Source organism: Dyadobacter sp. (assembly GCF_051859145.1).
In the GTDB taxonomy this organism is placed as follows: domain Bacteria; phylum Bacteroidota; class Bacteroidia; order Cytophagales; family Spirosomataceae; genus Dyadobacter.
Map to the genome: position 1 here is coordinate 1 of NZ_JBHYGF010000536.1, position 1756 is coordinate 1756.

Sequence of the window (1756 nt, forward strand, 5' to 3'; positions counted from 1 at the left end):
TATGCGAAGTATTTTCTCAGTGATGTGGCTAAAACATTCAAGCATAACAATCCTTCGGTGTGGTCGCTGCTGAATGTAATCAGACCGGATGTGATGATCATTACCGGCTTTAACCCAACGATGCTTTACGGCTTCATCTGGGCAATGCTGAATGGATGCAAGTTCATCGTATCCCTAGACGGTACATACGATTCGGAAAAGGATTTCTCTATCTTTCATAAATGGGTCAGAAAGCTCATTTTTCCTTTTACAAATGCATTTATTGGGCCCAGCCGCGGTTCTGCAAAGCTTTTCAAAAGTTACGGAGTTAAGGATAGCAATATATTCAAGAGCACGCTTTGCATTGACAACAGTAAGTTTTCAGCTTCTCCAATCAAAGACCGGGAATTTGATATTATGTTCTCAGGTCAGCTTATCGAGCGGAAATTGCCCGGATTCTTTGCAGAGGTGGCCTGTCGGCTCAATCAGATTCATCCGGGGATAAAAGTACTACTGGTAGGTGATGGTCCCTTGCGCAAACAGGTGCTGGACAAGCTGGATTCGGAAGGGTTAAATTATGTTTTTACAGGGTTTCTCGACCAGCATTCGCTTGTTTCCTGTTATAGCAAATCCAAATTATTCCTCTTCCCTACCCTGCAGGATCCTTGGGGAATTGTGGCAAATGAAGCTTGTGCGAGCGGCACACCTGTCATCACCTGCGCCAACGCCGGTGCCGCGGATGATCTGGTTATCGATCAGCATACCGGGCTAATACTTCCATTGGAGGTTGATGTTTGGGTTGAGAAGATTGCCGCGCTATTGAACAATCAGGAACAGATTCAACAGTATGCAGGTCACGCTTTATCCCGCGTGCGGATCTATAATCACCACCAGGCCGCTCAGGGAGTGATTGATGCTGTCATGCACACTGTACCGAACCAATTCGCCGGGACTTACCAAGAAATCTGATCAAGGCTTAACATAGAAAAACAACATCCGAAATATGAATCTGACACTAACGTATATACCAATACGTTGGATACCTGAATACACGCTTTTTCCAAATCGAATCCTTTTGTAAAAACCTTTTCTACTGATCATCTATCTCAAACTCATCAAAAAATAGTTATGGTAAAAGTTGCATTGATTGGTGCCGGCAAGATGGGAATATCTCATCTGTCCATATTGGGGGCACATCCGAATGTCGAAGTTGTAGGGGTAAGTGACACCTCGAAGATGGTACTCGACGTTTTTGAAAAATACTCTTCCTTTCCTTGCTTTTCAAACTACGAGGAAATGCTTGCAAAAACGGATGCAGACGCCGTCTTTGTATCTGTCCCAACCAAGTTCCACGCATCCATGGTGCGCAAGGTACTTGAAATCGGCAAGCACGTGTTCGCTGAGAAGCCCCTTTGTCTTACCGCCGAGGAAGGAAAATCGCTCGTTGCGCTTGCAGCAGAGAAAGCAGTTGTGAACCAGGTAGGCTATCACAACAAGTTCATCGGAACTTTCAGAGAGGTAAAAAGACTGCTGGACCTGGGTGTTCTCGGGGAAGTATACCACTTCACAGGTGAGTCTTACGGACCAGTTGTTATCCGCGAAAAACAGGACAACTGGCGTGCAGATCCGGCAGAAGGAGGCGGCTGCCTGATGGATTACGCTTCACACGTTATTGATCTGATCAACTACCTGTTAGGAAACATCACGAGTGTAAAAGGGACGATGCTGGAATCGATTTACTCCAAGAATGTAGAAGACGCGGTGTACTGTATTCTCG

General features: G+C 45.6%; 2 protein-coding genes. Both read left to right on the forward strand.

The window, feature by feature from the left end:
- The coding region (locus tag ACTIE6_RS23545; RefSeq protein ID WP_439558958.1) for a glycosyltransferase family 4 protein at positions 1-948 on the forward strand (948 nt) is incomplete at its 5' end.
- Between the two features lie 159 nt (positions 949-1107).
- Positions 1108-1756: Gfo/Idh/MocA family protein (locus ACTIE6_RS23550; RefSeq protein WP_439558959.1), on the forward strand; the 649-nt coding region annotated here is incomplete at its 3' end.